The sequence below is a fragment of the Streptomyces graminofaciens genome (assembly GCF_030294945.1).
Classification (GTDB): domain Bacteria; phylum Actinomycetota; class Actinomycetes; order Streptomycetales; family Streptomycetaceae; genus Streptomyces; species Streptomyces graminofaciens.
The window spans coordinates 10631088-10647553 of record NZ_AP018448.1 but is presented as its reverse complement, the minus strand read 5'-3'; the positions used below and the strand labels follow the sequence as shown (position 1 = coordinate 10647553).

17 protein-coding genes are annotated in these 16466 nt (G+C 71.1%); 9 read left to right on the top strand and 8 right to left on the bottom strand.

Translation table 11 applies throughout. The features are described from left to right. Nucleotides 1-6: 6 nt before the first annotated feature. The 6 genes from SGFS_RS46970 to SGFS_RS46945 all read right to left on the bottom strand — a co-directional run bounded on the left by SGFS_RS46970 (nt 7) and on the right by SGFS_RS46945 (nt 4688). The gene (locus tag SGFS_RS46970) at nt 7-201 is read right to left on the bottom strand and encodes a hypothetical protein (RefSeq protein WP_286258771.1); all 195 of its coding nucleotides are present in this window, start codon (nt 199-201) and stop codon (nt 7-9) included. 155 nt (nt 202-356) lie between these two features. Next, on the bottom strand, nt 357-533 hold the full coding sequence (locus tag SGFS_RS46965) for a hypothetical protein (protein ID WP_286258770.1): 177 nt from the start codon (nt 531-533) through the stop codon (nt 357-359). A gap of 198 nt (nt 534-731) precedes the next feature. Beyond that, complete coding sequence (locus SGFS_RS46960; protein WP_286258769.1) at nt 732-1850, bottom strand: acyl-CoA dehydrogenase family protein; 1119 nt, start codon at nt 1848-1850, stop codon at nt 732-734. After that, entirely contained in the window at nt 1847-3028 is a 1182-nt protein-coding gene (locus SGFS_RS46955; protein ID WP_286258768.1) for an acyl-CoA dehydrogenase family protein, read from the bottom strand. The genes SGFS_RS46960 and SGFS_RS46955 overlap by 4 nt, the downstream gene beginning before the upstream one ends. After that, complete coding sequence (locus SGFS_RS46950; RefSeq protein WP_286258765.1) at nt 3025-4002, bottom strand: NADPH:quinone oxidoreductase family protein; 978 nt, start codon at nt 4000-4002, stop codon at nt 3025-3027. Before SGFS_RS46950 ends, SGFS_RS46955 begins: the two co-directional genes overlap by 4 nt. Nucleotides 4003-4115: 113 nt before the next feature. After that, nucleotides 4116-4688, bottom strand: coding sequence for a helix-turn-helix domain-containing protein (locus SGFS_RS46945; protein ID WP_286258764.1), 573 nt, complete (start codon nt 4686-4688; stop codon nt 4116-4118). A 229-nt stretch (nt 4689-4917) separates the two neighbouring features. Between SGFS_RS46945 and SGFS_RS46940 the strand changes: the two genes are divergently transcribed. The 4 genes from SGFS_RS46940 (at nt 4918) to SGFS_RS46925 (ending at nt 8648) form a co-directional block, all read left to right on the top strand. Next, nucleotides 4918-6456 (top strand): ATP-dependent DNA ligase, encoded by a 1539-nt coding sequence (locus SGFS_RS46940; protein WP_286258763.1) that lies wholly within the window; start codon nt 4918-4920, stop codon nt 6454-6456. Further along, complete coding sequence (locus SGFS_RS46935) at nt 6453-6929, top strand: NUDIX domain-containing protein (RefSeq protein ID WP_286258762.1); 477 nt, start codon at nt 6453-6455, stop codon at nt 6927-6929. The genes SGFS_RS46940 and SGFS_RS46935 overlap by 4 nt, the downstream gene beginning before the upstream one ends. Before the next feature lie 71 nt (nt 6930-7000). Next, nucleotides 7001-8386: an NADP-dependent succinic semialdehyde dehydrogenase gene (locus tag SGFS_RS46930; protein WP_286258761.1), complete on the top strand. Its 1386-nt coding sequence runs from the start codon at nt 7001-7003 to the stop codon at nt 8384-8386. Nucleotides 8387-8411: 25 nt separating this feature from the next. Beyond that, the gene (locus tag SGFS_RS46925; protein WP_286258759.1) at nt 8412-8648 is read left to right on the top strand and encodes a DUF6213 family protein; all 237 of its coding nucleotides are present in this window, start codon (nt 8412-8414) and stop codon (nt 8646-8648) included. A 323-nt stretch (nt 8649-8971) separates the two neighbouring features. Here the strand turns inward: SGFS_RS46925 and SGFS_RS46920 are convergent, their stop codons facing one another. Beyond that, the gene (locus SGFS_RS46920) at nt 8972-10198 is read right to left on the bottom strand and encodes an acyl-CoA dehydrogenase family protein (RefSeq protein ID WP_286258758.1); all 1227 of its coding nucleotides are present in this window, start codon (nt 10196-10198) and stop codon (nt 8972-8974) included. 180 nt (nt 10199-10378) lie between these two features. Here SGFS_RS46920 and SGFS_RS46915 point away from each other — a divergent pair, with 180 nt between their 5' ends. Continuing rightward, nucleotides 10379-11026, top strand: a complete 648-nt coding sequence (locus tag SGFS_RS46915) for a TetR family transcriptional regulator (RefSeq protein ID WP_286258757.1) — start codon at nt 10379-10381, stop codon at nt 11024-11026. Nucleotides 11027-11124: 98 nt separating this feature from the next. Here the strand turns inward: SGFS_RS46915 and def are convergent, their stop codons facing one another. Then, entirely contained in the window at nt 11125-11664 is a 540-nt protein-coding gene (def, locus tag SGFS_RS46910; RefSeq protein ID WP_286258756.1) for a peptide deformylase, read from the bottom strand. A gap of 152 nt (nt 11665-11816) precedes the next feature. Between def and SGFS_RS46905 the strand changes: the two genes are divergently transcribed. From SGFS_RS46905 to SGFS_RS46890, 4 genes are all read left to right on the top strand, one after another. Further along, complete coding sequence (locus tag SGFS_RS46905) at nt 11817-13055, top strand: MurT ligase domain-containing protein (protein WP_286258755.1); 1239 nt, start codon at nt 11817-11819, stop codon at nt 13053-13055. Nucleotides 13056-13105: 50 nt separating this feature from the next. After that, complete coding sequence (locus SGFS_RS46900) at nt 13106-13837, top strand: type 1 glutamine amidotransferase (protein WP_286258754.1); 732 nt, start codon at nt 13106-13108, stop codon at nt 13835-13837. A gap of 255 nt (nt 13838-14092) precedes the next feature. Further along, on the top strand, nt 14093-15118 hold the full coding sequence (locus tag SGFS_RS46895; protein ID WP_286258753.1) for a 6-phosphofructokinase: 1026 nt from the start codon (nt 14093-14095) through the stop codon (nt 15116-15118). Between the two features lie 184 nt (nt 15119-15302). After that, nucleotides 15303-16247, top strand: coding sequence for a cytochrome c oxidase assembly protein (locus SGFS_RS46890; protein WP_286258752.1), 945 nt, complete (start codon nt 15303-15305; stop codon nt 16245-16247). Nucleotides 16248-16466: the final 219 nt, after the last annotated feature.

Genomic DNA, 16466 nt, shown 5'->3' with positions numbered 1-16466 from the left:
CAGGCCCTAGGGCTTGAGGCTGCCGACGATGTCCGCCGTCGCCGTGAGCCCGTTGTGGATGGTCGGCGCGAGGCTGGAGCTGGCCAGATAGAAGCCGAGCAGCACGCACACGGCGGCGTGCGGAAGCTTGAGCGCGCCGTTGCGCATGAAGACCACCATCAGGACCACCAGCAGCACCACCAAAGAGATGGAAATGGCCATCGTCAACCTCCTCCGCCACGCCCACTTCGCGGCATTCGGCCGTAAGTGTGGCGTAGCGGAGGGTTCGTCCGTGCGGCTGACGTGTCCGCCGAACGTGTGGTGTCGGTGGGTTCCCGCGTTGTCGTGGAAGCGATCGATCATGTCGCCGCGGGTGTTCACGAACAGCTCTGCGTACGACAGCCGGTCCGGCCAGGTCGGGCGATCCCGGAACCGCACCATCTGCCCGCGCCCCCGCGCCCCCGCGCCGTCGCGACGATCGTGCGCGGCTCGGCCCGCTCGGCGTCGGCGAGCCGGCCGTCGTGGAAGGCGCGCCGCACGGTCTGCGCCTCCATGGGGGCACGGGCGGCCCGGTGGTGGGCCCGCCACGGCGGCCCGTTCTCCTCGTCGACGGCCGGCGCGCTCGTCGCGGGGAGCGCGCGCCCGAGCCCGCGAAGGCGGCGCCGAGCGTGGTGAGGGCTGCGCGACGGGGGATGGCCCGCCCCAGGTGGGGCGGGCCATCCCGGCTTCCCTCCGCTTCCTTCGGGTCTACGTCAGGGGGCGCGCAGGTCGACCAGTTCGGCCAGGGCCTCCCGGTGTACGCCCGCCGTGCCGTATCCGATCGAGTCGGCCTTGGCGCGCTTGAGGTACAGATGGACCGGGTGCTCCCAGGTCATGCCGATCCCGCCGTGCAGTTGCAGCGCCTCCTCGGCGGTGTGGACGGCGACAGGCGCCGCGTACGCCTGTGCCACGGCGACCGCCAGGTCGGTGTCGTCGCTTCCGCCGGCCAGCGCGTCGGCGGCGTTCCGGGCGGCCGCCCGCAGGTTGACGACCTCCAGCCACAGCTGTGCGAGCCGGTGCTTGAGCGCCTGGAAGCCGCCGACGGGCCGGTTGAACTGCTTGCGCTCCTTGAGGTAGCGGACCGTCTCCGTCAACGTCCACTCGGCGAGCCCGAGTTGCTCGGAGGCGAGCAGTCCGGCCCCGGCGCGCAGGGCACGGCGTACGGCGGGTTCGGCGTCGCCGAGGAGGCGGCCGGGCGCCCCGTCGAGGACGACCTTCGCCAGCGGCCGGGTCAGGTCCAGGGACACCTGGGGGGTGATGGTCGCGGCGGAGGCGTCCACCGCGTACAGGCCTCCGTCGTCGGCGGGCACCAGCAGCACATCGGCGACGGCCGCGTCCGCGATGCCGGTCAGCTCCCCGTGCAGGGCGCCGTCCTCGAACCGTACGACCTTGTAGGCGCGCCCGGCGGCCAGGTTGAAGGCGACCGCGAGGGCGCCGATCCGTCGGCCGGAGGCCAGCTCGGCGAGCAGGTCGGCGGTCATGGGGGTCCCCCCGCTCGAGCGAAGCCGAGAGTGGGGGAAGGCGAGCAGGGCCTCGGTGGCGACGACGGCGCTCGTGAGGTACGGCACCGGGGCGACCGCGCGCCCCAGCTCCTCCAGGACGACGGCGGCTTCGCGGTGCGTGGCCCCCTGGCCGCCCTGCTCCTCGGGGACCAGCAGCCCGGCGAGGCCCATGCCGTCGGCGAGCAGCTTCCACAGTTCACGGTCGTGCGGGGCGTCGGACTCGGTGCGTGCGATCACGCCCGCCGCCTCGCAGTGGTCGCTCAGCAGGTCTCGGACGGCGGCGCGGAGGGCCTCTTCCTCCTCCGAGTACAGCAAATCGGGTGCGCTCATCGGGCGAGGTCCTTCCATGCGACGTCCTTGTCGGTGCGCGGCTCGGTGGGCAGGCCCAGGACGCGCTCGGCGACGATGTTCAGCAGGACCTCGGTGGTCCCGCCCTCGATGCTGTTGCCCTTGGAGCGGAGGTAGCGGTAGCCGGCCTCGCGGCCGGTGAAGTCGACCAGCTCCGGGCGCCGCATGGTCCAGTCGTCGTACAGCAGGCCCTCCTCGCCTAGGAGTTCGACCTCCAGGCCGCTGATCTCCTGGTTGAGGCGGGCGAAGGCGAGCTTCATGCCGGCGCCCTCGGGGCCGGGCTGTCCGGCGACGAGCTGCTGGCGCAGCCGCTCCGCCGTGAGCCGGGCGGCCTCGGCCTCGACCCACAGCTTGAGGAGCCGCTGGTGCAGGTCGTGGGTGCGCAGCTCGGGGCGTTCGCGCCAGGTCTTGGAGACCGGGCCGATCATGCCGCCCTCGCGGGGCAGTCGCATGCCGCCGATGGCGACGCGTTCGTTGTTCAGCGTGGTCTGCGCGACCTTCCAGCCGTCGCCGACCGCGCCGAGGCGACGCGAGTCCGGGATCCGTACGCCGGTGATGAACACCTCGTTGAACTCGGCCTCGCCGGTGACCTGGCGGAGCGGCCGGACCTCGACGCCCGGGTCGGTCATGTCGCAGATGAAGTACGTGATGCCCGCGTGCTTGGGTACGTCCGCGTCGGTACGGGCGATGAGGATGGCCCAGCGGGCGATGTGCGCGCTGGACGTCCACACCTTCTGCCCGTTCACCACCCAGTCGTCGCCCTCACGTACGGCCCGGGTGCCGAGCGCGGCCAGGTCGGACCCGGCGCCGGGCTCACTGAAGAGCTGGCACCAGACCTCTTCGCCGGTCCACAGCGGCCGCAGGTACTGCCGCTTCTGCTCCTCCGTGCCGTAGGCGAGGATCGTCGGCGCGGCCATGCCGAGGCCGATGCCGATGCGGCGCGGGTCGTTGTCGGGGGCGCCCGCGGCCTCCAGTTCCGCGTCCACGACGACCTGGAGGGAGCGGGGCGCGCCGAGGCCGCCGAGGCCCTCGGGGTAGTGCACCCAGGCGAGCCCGCCGTCGAAGCGGGCGCGCAGGAAGTCCAGGCGGTCGGTGGTGGCGGGCGGGTGTGCGGCCAGCAACTCGGCCGTACGGCGCTTGAGTTCGCTTGCGTCGGTCATGCGGCGGCTCCGTTCTCCAGCGACGGCACGATGGTGACCCGGCCCGTGGTCACGCCGTCGGCGACCCGCTGCACGGCGGCGGCGGCCCCGCCCAGTGGCACCCGTTCGCTCACCAGCGGCTTGACGACGCCCCGGGCCGCCAGTTCGGTGAGCTGCTCGTGGCAGTGCTGGACCAGCTTCGGGTTCTTGGTGTTGTACAGGCCCCAGTGGAGGCCGAGGATCGAGTAGTTCTTGACGAGGGCGTGGTTGAGGCCGGGGCTGGGGATGCTCCCGCTGGCGAAGCCGACGACCACGATCCGTCCCTCGAAGGCGACGACCTTGGTCGACTGCGTGTAGGCCTCGCCGCCCACGGGGTCGTAGATCACATCGGCGCCCCGGCCCCCGGTGGCCTCCTTCACAGCGGCGACGACGTCCTCGCTCCGCCGGTCGATCACGACGTCACACCCCAGCTCCCGGGCCACGGCGGCCTTGTCGGCGCCGCCGACGACCCCGATGACCGTCGCCCCGGCCGCCTTGCCGAGCTGCACGGCCGCGCTGCCGACGCCCCCGGCGGCGGCGTGGACGAGCAGCGTCTCCCCGGCCTCCAGGCGAGCCCGCCGGTGCAGACCGAACCAGCCCGTCTGGTACCCGATGTGCAGGGCGGCTGCCTCGGCGTCGTCGAGCGACTCGGGCGCGGGCAGCAGAGCGGCGGCGTCGGCGACCGCGTACTCGGCGAAACCGCCGTACGGCAGCGCCGGGTTGGCGATGACCCGGCGCCCGTCCTCGGTCTCGCCGCAGATCTCCACGCCGGGCGTGAACGGCAGCGGCGGCCTGACCTGGTAGTGGCCCCGGCACATCAGCACATCGGGGAAGTTGATGTTCGCGGCGCGCACCTTCAGCAGGACCTGGCCGTCGCCGGGCGTGGGCTGCTCCACGTCCTGGAGCCGCATCACCTCGCTCGGCTCGCCGTTCTCGTGCACTTGCCATGCCTGCATGCGGTGCCTCCACGGGACTGCTTCGTCTGGCCGGGGCCATGACCGGGGTCGTCCGCATACTAAGCGGTCGCTTGCCGATCGGGGAACAGTCCGCCGGAGAACAGTCACCCACTTCACGCCTTCGATGGGCGTGCTTTCACATGCATACGCTCCCCCTGCGGCCCGAACAGACTGAGGAACTCGACGGGCCCCTCCCCCGTCGACCCGAACCAGTGCGGCACCCTGGTGTCGAACTCGGCCGCCTCCCCCGACCCCAGCACCACGTCGTGCTGTCCGAGCACGAGCCGCAGCCTCCCCGACAGCACGTACAGCCACTCGTAGCCCTCGTGCGTCCGCAGGTCCGGCTCCTTGCTCCGCCGCGGTTCCAGCACCTTGAAGGCCTGGAGCCCACCGGGCTGCCGGGTGAGCGGCCAGAAGGTACGCCCGTCGCGCACGAGCGGCTTGGCGCGCACCCGGGGATCACCGACCGGAGGGGCCCCGACCAACTCGTCCAACGGCACCTGATGGGCCCGCGCGATGGGCAGCAGCAGCTCCAGGCTCGGCTTGCGCAGCCCGGACTCCAGCCGCGAGAGGGTACTCACGGAGATGCCGGTCGTCTCGGACAGAACGGCGAGCGTCGCGCCCCGCGCTTTCCGGATCCGCCGCAGCCGGGGGCCCACTTCCGCGAGGACGTCATCGGTAGTCATGGCAGGCATTGCAGATTCGGCAAACACATTTGTCAATCCGGCAGACTTTTCCGGGTTGTCCCACGGGTGCGGGTGCGAGTGCGGGTGCGTTGTGGTTGCTTGCGCAGGGCCTGTGCTCTTGAGGGGCGCGGGGAACTCCGCGACCAGCCACGACGCACCCGCGCCCGCCCAACCACCCGCACCCCCAACCCGATAGGCGCCCGGCCGAACTCCGTAGGACCATGGCTGCATGCTGTTCGCCCGGCTCGCCCGTGTGTCGCGGGAGGTCGCCGCCACCTCGGCGCGGTCCCGGAAGACGTCGCTGCTCGCCGAGCTGTTCCGGGACGCCGACGCGGACGACGTGCCGATCGTCATCCCGTATCTGGCGGGCCGGCTGCCGCAGGGACGGCTCGGCATCGGCTGGAAGGCGCTGAACCAGGACATCCCGCCCGCCGCCGAGCCCACCCTCACCGTGCGTGACGTGGACGCCCGGCTGACGGAGATCGGCGGGGTCACCGGCACCGGCTCGCAGGCCGGACGCCGCCGCCTGGTCGGCGAGTTGCTCGCGGCGGCCACCGAGGACGAGCAGCGGTATCTGTTCGGGCTGCTCACCGGCGAGGTGCGGCAGGGCGCCCTGGACGCGGTGGCCGTCGAGGGGCTGGCCGGGGCCACCGGGGCGCCCGCCGCCGACGTACGCCGTGCCGTGATGCTCGCCGGCTCGCTGCAGACCGTGGCGCAGGCCCTGCTGGCGGACGGGCCGCCGGCCCTGGAACGGTTCCGGCTCACCGTCGGCCGCCCGGTCCTGCCGATGCTGGCGCACACCGCCTCCTCGGTCGCGGAGGCCGTCGGGAAGCTGAGCACGTGCGCGGTGGAGGAGAAACTGGACGGCATCCGGGTCCAGGTCCACCGCGACGGCGACACCGTACGCGTCCACACCCGCACCCTGGACGACATCACCGACCGGCTGCCCGAACTGGCCGCCGCCGCACTGGAGCTGCGGGTCGAGCGGTTCGTCCTGGACGGCGAGGTGATCACGCTCGACGCGGACGGCCGGCCGCGCTCCTTCCAGGAGACCGCCGGGCGGGTCGGCTCACGCCTGGATGTGGCGACGGCGGCCGAGCAGCTGCCCGTCTCCCCGGTCTTCTTCGACGCCCTGTACGTCGACGGCCACGACCTCCTCGACCTCCCCCTCACCGAGCGCCACGCCGAGCTGGCCCGTCTCGTGCCCGAGCCGATGCGGGTCCGGCGCACCCTCGTCCACGGCCCCGACGACCTCCTCCAGGCCGAGCGGTTCCTCGCGGACACGCTCGCCCGCGGCCACGAAGGTGTCGTGGTCAAGGCCCTGGACGCCCCGTACAGCGCGGGCCGGCGCGGCGCCTCCTGGCTGAAGGTCAAGCCCGTGCACACCCTCGACCTGGTGGTCCTGGCCGCCGAGTGGGGCCACGGCCGCCGCACGGGCAAGCTCTCCAACCTCCACCTCGGCGCCCGCACGGCCGACGGCTCCTTCGCCATGCTCGGCAAGACCTTCAAGGGCATGACCGACGCCATGCTGACCTGGCAGACCGAGCGTTTGCGGGCGCTGGCGGTCGAGGACAACGGCTGGGGGGTGACCGTACGCCCCGAACTCGTCGTCGAGATCGCCTACGACGGCCTGCAGAAGTCCACCCGCTACCCGGCCGGCGTCACCCTGCGCTTCGCCCGCGTGGTCCGCTACCGGGAGGACAAGTCCCCGGCGGAAGCCGATACGGTCGAGACCCTGCTCGCCGCCCACCCGGAGGTCACCCGGTGACGACCGCCCCCAAGCGCAGCGCCGGTCTGCTGCTCCACCGCCGCACGTCCGACGGCGTCGAGGTCCTGCTCGGCCATATGGGCGGCCCGTTCTTCGCGCGCAAGGACGCGGGGGCGTGGACGGTGCCGAAGGGTGAGTACGAACCCGACGAGCCCGCCTGGGAGGCGGCCCGCCGGGAGTTCCAGGAGGAGCTGGGGCTGGCGCCGCCCGACGGCGAGGCCGTACCGCTGGGTGAGGTGACGCAGGCCAACGGCAAGATCGTCACCGTGTGGGCGATCGAGGCGGACCTCGACCCGGCGACCGTCGTGCCGGGCACGTTCCGGATGGAGTGGCCGCCGAAATCCGGGCAGATCCAGGAGTTCCCGGAGCTGGACCGGGTGGCGTGGATGGACGTGGACCGGGCTCGGGTCCTGATCGTCAAGGCGCAGGCGGAGTTTCTCGACCGGCTTGTGGAGCACTCGGGCGGCCGATAGCCGACTCCGCGTTGCGGCGGGCGCCGCCGCGCGGGAAGGTCGGAAGACAGTCCGCACGCAGGAGGCCGACCATGCCCATCGCGACGGTGAACCCGGCGAACGGCGAGACCCTCAAGACGTACGACGCGCTCGGCGCCGAGGAGATCGAGCACAGGCTCGCGACCGCCGACGCCACGTTCCGCACCTACCGGACCACCTCCTTCGCCGAGCGCGCCCGGCTGATGCGCCGGGCGGCCGAACTGCTCGACGAGGACGCGGACGACATCGCCCGGGTGATGACGACGGAGATGGGCAAGCCGGTCAAGCAGGCCCGCGCCGAGGCCGCCAAGTGCGCGAAGGCCATGCGCTGGTACGCCGACCACGCCGAGGTGCTGCTCACCGACGTGGAGCCCTCCGACGCGGATGTGAAGGACTCGGGCGCCTCACGCGTCCTGGTCCGCTGCCGGCCCCTCGGCCCGGTGCTCGCCGTGATGCCGTGGAACTTCCCGCTCTGGCAGGTGATCCGCTTCGCCGCGCCCGCGCTGATGGCGGGCAACGTGGGCCTGCTCAAGCACGCCTCGAACGTCCCCCGGACGGCCGTCTATCTGGAGGAGCTCTTCCGCCGGGCGGGCTTCCCCGAGGGCTGCTTCCAGACACTGCTCATCGGCTCCGGCGCGGTCGAGGGCCTCCTGCGCGACCCGCGCGTCAAGGCCGCCACCCTGACCGGCAGCGAGCCCGCAGGCCGGGCCGTCGCCTCGGTCGCCGGGGACGAGGTCAAGAAGACGGTGCTGGAGCTGGGCGGCAGCGACCCGTACGTCGTGATGCCGTCCGCCGACGTCGAGAGGGCGGCCGAGGTCGCCGTGACGGCGCGGGCGCAGAACAACGGGCAGTCGTGCATCGCCGCCAAGCGGTTCATCGTGCACGCGGACGTGTACGACGCCTTCGCCGAACGGTTCGTGGCGGGCATGCGGGCGCTGAAGGTCGGCGACCCGCTGGACGAGGAGACGGAGGTCGGCCCGCTCTCCAGCGAGCAGGGCCGCGCAGACCTGGAGGAGCTGGTCGACGAGGCCGTGGAGAGCGGCGCCACGGTCCTGTGCGGCGGCGAGCGGCCGGACGGACCCGGCTGGTACTACCCGCCGACCGTCCTCGCCGACATCACCCCCCAGATGCGCATCCACCACGAGGAGGCGTTCGGTCCGGTCGCCACGCTGTACCGCGTCGCCGACCTGGACGAGGCGATCGCAATCGCCAACGACTCGCCCTTCGGACTGAGTTCGAACGTGTGGACGCGGGAGACGGCCGAGGCCGACCGTTTCGTACGGGATCTGGAGGCCGGCGCGGTGTACGTCAATGGGATGACCGCCTCCCACCCGGCGTTTCCGTTCGGCGGGGCCAAGCGGTCCGGTTACGGGCGTGAGCTCTCCGGGCACGGAATCCGCGAGTTCTGCAACATCACCACCGTATGGCACGGGGCGTGAGCCTTCCGCGGTTACCATCCCCGTTGTGAACCGCGAAGTGACTCTCCCTCTGATCGTCGACGACCGCGGGACCTTGCAGGTGACCGCGGCCGATGTGAGCAAACTGCTGCGAACCGTGGGCGGGCGGTGGCTGCACCTGGTCGAGGCCGGGACGGACGGGCTGGACGAGGACACGGTGGCGGCGCTGACGATCGAACTGGCGAAGCTGGCCGACCGGATCGACGTGGCGTGCATCGCGCACAGCAGCGGAGGCGCGCCGTAAGGGCCGCGGTGCGGGTCGTGTGTGGTCGCGACGCCCACGCGGTGGAGCGGCTGTACGAGTCGCACAACCGCTCCCGCAAGGTGCTGGTGCCGCAACAGGCAACGTTCGTCCCGTCGCGACGCCCGGCACGCACTCTCGCCGCGGCACTAGGGCCTGTTCCAGGTTTCCCGCCTGCCCTGCGACGCCCGGCACGGCACCTCGCCGCACGGCCGGATCATCCAAGTACGTCCAGTACGAGGACGATCCGGCCGCACGCCGAGGCACCGCACCGGACGCCGCAGGGCCCGCCCTACGGGCGGACGACGGGAAACCTGGAACAGGCCCTAGCGAATCGGCATCCCCGACAGGGTGCGAGCGATCACCAGCCGCTGGATCTCGCTCGTTCCCTCGAAGATCGTGTAGATCGCGGCGTCCCGGTGCATCCGCTCCACCGGATACTCCCTCGTGTATCCGTTGCCGCCCAGGATCTGGATCGCCTGGGCGGTGACCTTCTTCGCCGTCTCGCTCGCGAACAGCTTCGACTGCGAGCCCTCGGCCGCGGTGAACGGCCTGCCGTTGATCGCCATCCAGGAGGCCCGCCACACCAGCAGCCGCGCCGCGTCGACGGACGTCCGCATGTCGGCCAGCTGGAAGGCTACGCCCTGGTTGTCGATGATCGGCCGCCCGAACTGTTCACGGGTCTTGGCGTAGTCGAGGGCGACCTCGTACGCGGCCCGGGCGGTGCCGACCGCCATGGCGCCCACGGCCGGGCGGGACGCCTCGAACGTGGCCATCGCCGCGTTCTTCACCCGCTCGCCCCCGGCCTTGGCCCGCTCACGGGCCCGGGCGAGGCGCTCGTCCAGCTTCTCCTTGCCGCCCAGCAGGCAGGAGCCGGGGATCCGCACGTTCTCCAGGACGACCTCGGCGGTGTGGGAGGCGCGGATGCCGTGCTTCTTGAACTTCTGGCCCTGGGAGAGGCCGGGCGTGTTCGGCGGGACGATGAAGGAGGCGTGGCCCTTGGAGCCCAGCTCGGCGTCGACGACGGCCACGACGACGTGGACGTTGGCGATGCCGCCGTTGGTGGCCCAGGTCTTCGTGCCGTTGAGGACCCACTCGTCCTTGGCCTCGTCGTACACGGCGCGGGTGCGCATGGAGGCGACGTCGGAACCGGCGTCGGGCTCGGAGGAGCAGAACGCGGCGACCTTGACGTCATTGGCGTCGCCGTACATCTGCGGGATCCAGGTGCCGATCTGCTCCTCGGTGCCGTTGGCGAGGACGCCCACCGCGGCGAGGCCGGTGCCGACGATGGACAGGGCTATGCCGGCGTCACCCCAGAACAGCTCCTCCATGGCCATGGGGATACCGAGGCCTGTGGGGTCGAAGTACTGCTGGGCGTAGAAGTCGAGGGAGTAGATGCCGACCTTCGCGGCCTCCTGGATGACCGGCCAGGGGGTCTCCTCGCGCTCGTCCCACTCGGCGGCGGCGGGGCGGATCACATCGGCGGCGAACCCGTGGAGCCAGTCGCGGACCTCCCTCTGCTCGTCGTTCAGCTCCATGGTGAACTCAGCCATGACCCCTCCAGCACTTCCTGCATTGCATTAAGATGTTACCTGCGGTAACTGGAGTCTGTTACCCGTCGGTAGGAAAAGTCAACTCCCGGATCGGGCTCGGTAGCCCGTTCGATCGCAACGTGCCAATCAGTGCTAGTTTGCGCAGGCGTCACCGAAATCAGTACGGGTGGGGAGAGGCTCATGGACACCACGCAGCGGACCGATCAGGAACGGTCCGCCGACCGCCGCCGGCGCGAGCTGCTGGAAGCCGCCGACAGAGTGGTGCTCCGCGACGGTCCCGGAGCGTCGATGAACGCCATCGCCGCGGAGGCCGGAATCACCAAGCCGATCCTCTACCGGCACTTCGGCGACAAGAGCGGTCTTTACGCGGCCCTCGCAAAACGTCACACGGATGCTCTCCTCGACGCCCTCCGGGCCGCCCTCGACGCCCCGGCCGAGCGCCGCGAGCGCGTCGAGGCCACGCTCGACACCTACTTGACGGCGATCGAGGCACGCCCGCAGGTGTACCGGTTCCTGATGCATCCGGCGGAGGGCGGCCAGCCGGGCGGCGACCAGGGCTTCGACGTCGGCAAGCACTCCGCCCCCCTGCTGCGCCGTATGGGCGAGGAACTCGGCAAGGTCGTCGAGGAGCGCCTGGACCTCGGCCCCGACGGCCACCGCCTCGCCCGTGTCTGGGGCCACGGCATCGTCGGCATGATGCACGCGGCGGGCGACTGGTGGCTGGGCGAACGTCCTTGCACACGACAGGAGTTGGTACGCAGCCTGGCCGACCTGTTGTGGGGCAGGCTGGCAGCGGCGGGCGACAAGGTGGGCGGCCCCGGGTTCTGAGGGTTTCGTACTCTCGGGGGCGCGGGGCTGTGTCGGTTTGCGGCTCCGCCGCGTGGGCGAGCAACTCACCACGAACCAGCCCCACACCCGCCGACGACTCATCGCCCCCACGGCGCCCTCGCGGCTTGCCGCAACACCCTCCGCCGACGCCACCCGGAGAGCCGGTCCGCATAAACCCGCCCCTCGAGGTGATCACACTCATGCTGAAGACACCGGGCGAAGAACCCCGTCCCCCGCACCTGGACCGGCTCACCCTCGACCGTGAACCCCTCGACCACCGCCTCGTCGTACCGCTCGGTCCCCGCCTCCAGCCCCGGCAACGACAGACACCCCTCCGGCCCCCGCAGCACAAGCCCGTCCGCCGAGACCAGCCGAGGGTTCACGACATGCCCGACATGACGCACATCCTCGTCGTCCGGGCAGTCGTATACGAAGACCTTCAGGCCCCGGCCCACCTGATTCGCGGCGAGACCCACCCCCCGCGCCTCGTACATCGTCGCGAACATGTCCTCCACAAGCCGCACCAGGTCGGGCCCGAACCCCGTCACCTCCTCACAAGGGGCGTGCAACACGGGGTCACCGAGCAGTGTCAGGGGAAGAACACGCCCTCGGGCGCCAGGAATAGAGCCGCTTCGCATGGCCGCAAGAGTACGTTCCACCCCGATATCGCCGCTCCAGCCGGTGTAACGCCGTGGTCGAGATTCGGGCGCGTGAGTGGATCTCGATAGGCTTTGGTCCACACGTTGCCGGGACTGGGCGCGGCGCTGTACGCAAGGAGGATCGAGAACTGATGGCAGGCAACTCGGACCCGCTGACGCCGCGGGCCAAGCTGGCCGTGACGGCGGGCAAGGCGGTCGCGGCGGCATCACGTGCCGCGGGACGCGGTAGCGGATCGGTGATCGGCGGCCGGGTGGCGCTCAAACTCGACCCCGACCTACTCGCCCGGCTCGCACAGAGCCTGGACGTCGTCCTGGTCTCCGCCACCAACGGCAAGACCACGACCACGCGACTGATCGCGGAGGCGCTGCGGGCCGCGGGCGAGGTCGTGTCGAACGCGCTCGGCGCCAACATGCCCGCGGGCATCACCTCGGCGCTGGCCGGGAACTCGGACGCCAAGTTCGGTGTGATCGAGGTCGACGAGAAGTACCTCGCGGGTGTGGCCCGCGACACGGACCCGAAGTGCATCGCGCTGCTCAACCTCTCGCGCGACCAGCTCGACCGCGCCGCCGAGACCCGCATGATGGCGGAGGCCTGGCGCGAGGGCCTGGCCGGCACGAAGGCCGTCATCGTGGCCAACTGCGACGACCCGCTGGTGGTGTGGGCCGCGTCGTCCTCGCCGAACGTGATCTGGGTCGCGGTCGGCCAGATGTGGAAGGACGACGCCTGGTCGTGCCCGTCCTGCGGCGGCGTCATGCAGCGCCCGGGCGACGACTGGTTCTGCGGCGACTGCGGTTTCCGCCGCCCCACCCCGAGCTGGGCACTGTCGGGCGACCACGTCCTCGACCCGCACGGCTCGGCCTGGCCGATCCACCTCCAGCTGCCGGGCCGCGCCAACAAGGCCAACGCCGCCTCCTCGGCCGCCGTCGCCGCCGTGTTCGGGGTGCCGCCGCAGGTCGCCCTGGAGCGGATGTACCAGGTGCAGGCGGTCGCCGGACGCTATGACGTGGTGCAGTTCATGCAGCGCGATCTGCGGCTGCTGCTCGCCAAGAACCCGGCGGGCTGGCTGGAGACGTTCTCGCTGATCGACCCGCCGCCGACCCCGGTGATCCTGTCGGTGAACGCGCGCGGCGCCGACGGCACCGACACCTCCTGGCTGTGGGACGTCGACTACACCCGCCTCACCGGCCACCCGATCTTCGTGCTCGGTGACCGCAAGCTGGACCTCGCGGTGCGGCTGGAGGTCGCGAACCAGCACTTCCAGGTCTGCGACACCCTCGACCAGGCGGTGCAGATGTGCCCGCCGGGCCGGATCGAGGTCATCGCGAACTACACCGCGTTCCAGGACCTGCGCCGCCGCGTGGGCAACTGAGCGCCGGCCGGACACGACTCCCACGGAAGACTCTGAGGGGCACTGACTTCATGAGCGACAACCAACTGCGGGTCGTCTGGGTCTACCCGGACCTGCTCAGCACCTACGGCGACCAGGGCAACGTCCTGGTCGTGGAACGCCGCGCCCGCCAGCGCGGCCTCGACGTGGCCCGGCTGGACGTGCGCAGCGACCAGCCGATCCCGACCTCCGGCGACATCTATCTGATCGGCGGCGGCGAGGACCGTCCCCAGCGGCTCGCCGCCGAGCGGCTGCGCCGCGACGCGCATCTGTACCAGGCGGTGAACAACGGCGCGATCGTCTTCGCGGTGTGCGCGGGCTATCAGATCCTCGGCCACGAGTTCGTCAACGACCTCGGGCAGCGCGAGCCGGGCCTCGGTCTGCTCGACGTGACGACCGTGCGTGGCGAGGGCGAGCGGTGCGTCGGCGACGTCCTCGCGGACATCGACCCGCGCCTCGGACTCCCCCAGCTGACCGGGTTCGAGAACCACCAGGGCGTCACCCACCTCGGCCCCACCGCCCGCCCCTTCGCGAACGTGCGGCTCGGCAAGGGCAACGGCACGGGCGACGGCACGGAGGGCGCGTACAACGACACGGTGTTCGGCACGTACATGCACGGTCCCGTGCTCGCGCGGAACCCGCAGATCGCCGACCTGCTGCTGAAGCTGGCGCTCGATGTGAACGCGCTGCCGCCGAGCGACGACCGCTGGTACGAGGCGCTGCGCAACGAGCGCATCGCGGCGGCCCAGCAGCAGCCCGCGTAAGGCGGTCCGCGAGGCAGGGCGAGGGGCCTGAGAAACGGTTCCTCAGCGTCCGTACGAAGGGCGGTGCGCACGCCCTTCTGAAGGCGCCTCCGCTCACGTGAAAGCCCGTCTGACCAGGCCTCCGCTCACGTGTGCGGGGGCGTCCAGCAGGCGGACAGCGGCTACGGCCCCGCCCCCTGCCGCCGGTAGGGTGGCGGGGATTCCTGCCGGACAGCGCGGTCCGGACCCGGCCCACGTCGAGAAGGTATTCGGGTTATGCGCATTGGTGTCCTCACGTCCGGCGGCGACTGCCCCGGCCTGAACGCCGTCATCCGGTCCGTCGTGCACCGCGCCGTCGTCGACCACGGCGACGAGGTCATCGGCTTCCGGGACGGCTGGAAGGGTCTCCTGGACTGCGACTACCTCAAGCTCGACCTGGACGCGGTGGCCGGCATCCTGGCCCGCGGCGGCACGATCCTCGGCTCCTCCCGGGTCCAGCCCTCGCATCTGCGGGACGGTGTGGAGCGGGCCAAGGGCCACGTCGAGGAGCTGGGCCTGGACGCGATCATCCCGATCGGCGGTGAGGGCACCCTCAAGGCGGCCCGGCTGATGTCGGACAGCGGCCTGCCCGTGGTGGGCGTGCCGAAGACCATCGACAACGACATCGCGGTCACGGACGTCACCTTCGGCTTCGACACGGCCGTGGGTGTGGCCACCGAGGCGCTCGACCGGCTGAAGACCACCGCCGAGTCCCATCAGCGGGTCCTGGTCGTGGAGGTCATGGGCCGCCACACCGGCTGGATCGCGCTGCACTCCGGCATGGCGGCCGGCGCCCACGCCATCGTCGTACCGGAACGGCCCTTCGACATCGAGGAGTTGGCGCGGCGGGTCGGTGAGCGTTTCGAGGCGGGGAAGCGCTTCGCGATCGTCGTCGCCGCGGAGGGGGCCAAGCCCGCGGCGGGGACCATGGAGTTCGACGAGGGCGGCAAGGACATCTACGGGCACGAGCGGTTCGCCGGGATCGCGCGCCAGCTGTCGATCGAGCTGGAGCAGCGGCTGGGCAAGGAGGCGCGGCCGGTGATCCTCGGGCATGTGCAGCGGGGCGGTACGCCGACGGCGTACGACCGGGTGCTGGCGACCCGGTTCGGGTGGCACGCGGTGGAGGCCGTGCACCGGGGTGAGTTCGGGAAGATGACGGCGCTCCGGGGGACGGACATCGTGATGGTGCCGTTGGCGGAGGCGGTGGAGACGCTGAAGACGGTGCCGGAGGAGCGGTACGACGAGGCGGAGTGCGTTCTCTAGAGCGCCGGTGAGAGCTCGGTCCGTGCCGGTTGTTCGCGGGCTGCCGGTCCGTCGTGGTTGTTCGCCCTGTTCCCCGCGCCCCTGAACGCTGAGGCTCGGCCCCGGTCACAGGTGCGGCCGGGGGCGGTTCTAGTCTTGGGGCGGACAGACGGCGCTCAACCCCCACGAAACAGGAGCCGGCGAGATGGATCACAGCGGGCACGGTACGGGTCTTCTGCCCTTCACCCTGGGGCGGGGACTCGGGTGGTCGGCGGATCCGTTCTTCCTCGTCGCCTGCCTGGTGGGACTGGCTCTGTACGGCTGGGGTGCGGTCCGGCTCGCGCGGCGGGGGGACAAGTGGCCGGTGGGGCGCACGGTCTCGTTCGCCGGCGGTGTGCTGCTCGTCCTGTTGGTGATGTGCACCAAGCTGAACGACTACGGCATGGTCATGTTCAGCGTGCACATGGTGCAGCACATGGTGATCAGCATGCTCGCGCCGATCCTGCTGCTGCTCGGGGCGCCGATCACATTGGCGCTGCGGGCGCTGCCGGTGGCGGGCAAGGGACGCAAGGGGCCGCGTGAGCTGCTGCTGATGCTGCTGCACAGCTGGTACATGAAGATCGTCACGCACCCGGCGTTCACGATCCCGATGTTCATCGCGAGCCTGTACGCGCTGTACTTCACCCCGATGTTCGACTTCCTGATGGGCTCCAAGCCGGGGCACATCGTGATGATGGTGCACTTCCTCGCGGTGGGTCTGTTCTTCTTCTGGCCGATCATGGGCGTGGACCCGGGCCCGCACCGGCCCGGCTATCTGATCCGGATGCTGGAGCTGTTCGCGGGCATGCCGTTCCACGCGTTCTTCGGCATCGCCCTGATGATGGCGTCCGAGCCGATGGTGAAGACGTACGAGAATCCGCCGGCCTCGCTCGGGATCGACGCGCTCGCCGACCAGAACGCGGCCGGCGGCATCGCCTGGGCGTTCAGTGAGATCCCCTCCGTGCTGGTGCTGATCGCGCTGCTCTTCCAGTGGTACGGCTCCGAGCAGCGGCAGGCCAAGCGCGCGGACCGGGCCGCCGACCGGGACGGCGACAAGGAACTCGAGGCGTACAACGCCTATCTCGCCTCACTCAACGCACGCGGTCGCTGAGCCTCATTCAATTCACCGCGCCCCTTTCTCTTTCTTTCACCACACTACGGGACTCTTCTTTTTTTCTTGACTGAAAGGCATTTCCATTCAGTAGCATGATGCGTGAGCCCCGCTACCGCTCTGCGGGGTGACGGGGGAAACCGCCGGGGGGGAGCGGTCATGACAATTCACGCATGCTTGCGGAAGGCCGGGAAATCGGCGGCCCGAAGGGTTGCCGTT